At 56.1% G+C, this 4,042-nt stretch carries 3 protein-coding genes; 1 reads left to right on the forward strand and 2 read right to left on the reverse strand.

The annotated features are described in order from the left end of the window. The coding region (gene selD, locus ACFDSS_RS13835) for a selenide, water dikinase SelD (RefSeq protein ID WP_375256307.1) at window positions 1-2,273 on the forward strand (2,273 nt) is incomplete at its 5' end. Between the two features lie 51 nt (window positions 2,274-2,324). Here the strand turns inward: selD and ACFDSS_RS13840 are convergent. Both ACFDSS_RS13840 and ACFDSS_RS13845 read right to left on the reverse strand, forming a co-directional pair. Continuing rightward, the gene (locus ACFDSS_RS13840; RefSeq protein ID WP_375256308.1) at window positions 2,325-3,026 is read right to left on the reverse strand and encodes a hypothetical protein; all 702 of its coding nucleotides are present in this window, start codon (window positions 3,024-3,026) and stop codon (window positions 2,325-2,327) included. 78 nt (window positions 3,027-3,104) lie between these two features. Then, a complete protein-coding gene (locus ACFDSS_RS13845; RefSeq protein WP_375256309.1) occupies window positions 3,105-3,560 on the reverse strand; it encodes a glycine/sarcosine/betaine reductase selenoprotein B family protein in 456 nt (151 codons plus the stop codon). Window positions 3,561-4,042: the final 482 nt, after the last annotated feature.

The raw sequence follows: 4,042 nt of genomic DNA on the forward strand, positions 1-4,042 counted from the left end.
CGCCAACCGCATTTCGCCCCCAATACCGAGCGGGCCGGATGATGAGGCGCCAGCACCCAGTCGAACATGATCTGGTGTTGGTCGGTGGCGGGCACAGCCATGTCGAAGTGCTGCGCCAGTTCACAATGCACCGACCCGAAGGCGTAAGGCTGACGCTGATTTCGCGCGATATCGAAACGCCCTATTCAGGCATGTTACCGGGATATCTGGCCGGGCATTACACATTTGATGACTGTCATGTGGACCTAGCACCACTTGCGCTGGCGGCGGGTGCGCGATTGTATCAGTCCCGCGCGGTTGGTCTGGATTTGTCATCTGGCCGGGTGACGTGCTCGGATCGCCCGCCCGTGTCGTTTGATACGGTGTCAATCGACATCGGCTCCACACCCGAGATTGCCTCAATACATGGGCACGAACACGCCTTTGCCATCAAACCGGTTCACGCCTTTCTGGAGCGATGGAACCGCCTTGAACCCCGTTTGCTTGCGCTTGACCGTGAGATTGAGCTTGTGATCGTCGGCGGCGGCACGGGCGGTGTCGAGGTCGCTTTGTGCCTGCATCACAGATTGAAGGCAGCCCTTGAAAGAGCGCAAAAGCCCTTGGGGATCACCATCCATGTTGTCACAGATAAAGCCGATATTCTAACCAACCATTCAGCAGCGGTGCGCAGACGCCTGCGGGCGGCATTGCGCCGCAAAAATGTGCAGATTCACACGCAGCAGAAGGTGGATCGCATCACCCGGAATGCTGTGTGTGGTCCAGATGGGTTCAGCCTGAGCACAGATGCCACGGTGATCGCAACACATGCCGCGGCACCGGGGTGGTTGCGTGATACGGGGCTTGGGCTCGACCCTGCCGGGTTCATCCGTGTAAACAGCCAACTGCAATCCGTTTCAGATCCACGTGTGTTTGCCGCGGGTGATATCGCGTCGTTTGATCCGCCGCTGGCCAAGAATGGTGTCTATGCCGTGCGGCAGGGGCCGGTTTTGGCGCAAACCATGCTGGGGGTTCGGACCGCCGCGCCTTCGGCAATCTTTGCACCACAAAAAAGAACCCTTGCGCTGATATCCACCGGGGACCGAAATGCGATTGCCTCTTACGGGCCGTTTGCCGTGGAAGCGGGCTGGATCTGGCGGGTGAAGGATTGGATTGATAAGCGTTGGATGACCAAATATCGCGTGTTGAAAATGGACGATGCCGCTCAGATGGCCCCGATGCGTTGTGGCGGGTGCGGTGCGAAAGTATCCGCAGATATACTGGGCCAGGTGCTGTCCGAATTTCAAAACGATACGGATGAGGATATCCTGATCGGCCTTACCACCCCTGACGATGCGGCTGTGATCCGCCCGCCGCAGGGAAAGGTGGCGGTTCAGACGGTGGATCACTTCAGAACCTTCATCGATGATCCTTATCTGTTCGGCCGGATCGCCTCGAACCATGCGCTGAGCGATATTTATGCGATGGGGGCTGATCCCAGCACAGCGCTGGCAATTGTCACGCTGCCTTTTGCGAGCGAGGCGATTTTGGCGGATGACCTGCGTCATATGCTGATGGGCGCACGGGAAACCCTGCAGGACGCGGGCGTCCGGTTGGTGGGTGGCCACACCGGAGAAGGGCAAGAGATGTCATTCGGTCTGTCCGTCACCGGATATGCTGACGAAAACAAGCTGATGAAAAAGTCCGGTTTGCGTGAGGGCGATGTTCTGATCCTGACGAAACCACTGGGCACGGGCGCGCTATTGGCAGGTTGGATGCAGGGCCGCGTCAGGAATGACGCTTTGCAGGCGGCAATTGCATCAATGGTGGCCTCAAACCGGGAGGCCGCCCGCATATTCGCGGCGCATGGGGCGTCTGCCTGCACAGATGTCACCGGGTTTGGTTTGCTGGGGCATCTGGGGGAAATGGTCAGGGCCTCGGGTGTGCATGCTGTGATTGACCCGCTGCGCATTCCGATATTGCCGGGGGCTGCGGCAATGTTGCGCGAAGGTGTCCAGAGCACGCTGCATCCGGGCAATCGTGACGCGGCCAGCCGATACATTAACATGGGTATTGATCTTGCCGATGAAGATATTCTGTTCGATCCGCAAACCTCAGGCGGATTGCTTAGCGCGGTTCCAGACCAGTCTGTTGAGAAAGTGATAGTTGCCCTAAGGCAAGGCGGTGCCATCCATGCTGCAGCTATTGGCCGCGTGACTGAAGGTGAACCCGGACGTATCAGCCTAAAGCAGCAATGCGCTGCAATTTCACCCTCATCAGCCCACACAAGCGAGTGATGATCAGTGCTACGCCCCAATGGGAAACCAAGTGACACAGGCCCCCGAAATTCACCATCCAGCGGCGGATGAGCCGGGCACTGGGCCTTCGGACCAGAAACGCGGCGCCATAAGGGACATCTCGACAATCTGAAGCATCACTTTGTTGTCGGACGCGACCGACACGGCTTCGAGTAAAAGCAGCATCCGTCCGGTCTTGGTTTCTTCCCAAAACCATTTGCCCATGAGTTCCAGATCATCAATTCCGTCGCGGTGCGTTCGTGTTTCCGTGAAATAGGCTTCCAGATCCTCGACCACGAGCTTCAGCAACGGAATGGCAGGCATGCCTTTTCTGGGGCTTGGGGGAACTTCCCCATTCAGGAAGCCCGCAACAAAGGGCGCAAGCTCGTCGATCTCTAAGCCGCTGGCCCCTACTGTGGTGCGGCCTCGTGCGGCAACGGCCGCATCGTAATCCGATCTAAGGGCAGCCATTTCGGCAGTCACCTCGGCCAGAACGACATCCACATCACCAATGTCATCGACACTCAGAACAAGGTCTGGCGGCAAAGCATATCCCATGCGCCCATTCTTGACCGGGATCACCTTGGGGAAATCCTCGATCACCGGGCCCTTTTCTGTGTCAAACAGATCAAACGCCGCGCGTATGACTTTTTTCTGGAAGGCCGGGTCATTCGGTTTGCCCATGCCGCGCCCCATTGGGAAATCCAGAAACAATGACCGAGGCGGCTTGATCGCCTCAATATGCTCGCGCACGAAGCCAACCAGAACGGTCGATAAGCCTTCGGATTCAAAATAATGAGCCAGCCCGCACACGGCGCGCGTGCAAAACGGTCATATAGGTATCAGCAAAACCGTATTCACACCGTCCTGCTTCATTTGCGCAGCGGCTTGACGGGCTGATTTCTCCATGGTGACGGGATCTGCCGCCCCCATGAAAGAATAGTGATCTTCTGCAACCGAACCTATTTCCCCGTCAGTGGCCATTTCTTCAAGCCGGTCTAACGGGATAATTGTATTCAGATCCTGTTGCCAGGCCGAGCGATCAAACTCGACAGCCACATGGGTCATCACCAAATCACGGTCGGTTTTGTGAAAGGCACGATAATCCTTTGCCAGCCAAGAAAAGGGCTTGTCCTCACGACGGTGAACAGCCGCCGTAGAGACGATTGAGATACGCCGTTCATGTGCCGGTACAGGGGGCGTCCACGAAGCATCGTCAACGGCTGGCAAGTCGAGATTTGAGATAAAACCCCGGGCAACGGCGGGCATTTCGGATATCTTGGTCAAATCATTTCTCCAGCCAGTGAACAGAACGTGTTGCGTCGATAATGAAACCTCAACCGCAATGTGGCAAGCGAAACATATTGAATTCTACATTCAATGTAGCTGAATGACTTCTAGACGAATTTGAATCCATGCCAGCCACAACAGAGACATTGATCCTGAAACGGCACCCGTATCGCGCCTTTGGGCAGCAACGGCAACACTGCAGGATAAGCCAACACAATGAACCCAGACTCTGTCGGATAGTTTGAGCGATTTTCGCCTAATCCAGTCTTGTTAGAAGCCTCATTAGGGTATCGGCCAATACATCAAAACCGGCTATCTTTGAGTTGCTAATTTCAGCCTACCAGGCGCCATACCCGAAGTCGCAAAATGCCAGAACCAGACTGTGGTGCAAAGTGCAGCAAACGGCAGCAAAGTCCGCAAAACGGCCATCCATGCAAAGTGCAGCCAACGGCTGCAATCCATTCGTCATTCTGATATAC

Origin of the sequence: Yoonia sp. (assembly GCF_042093035.1) — a bacterium.
GTDB lineage: Bacteria > Pseudomonadota > Alphaproteobacteria > Rhodobacterales > Rhodobacteraceae > Yoonia.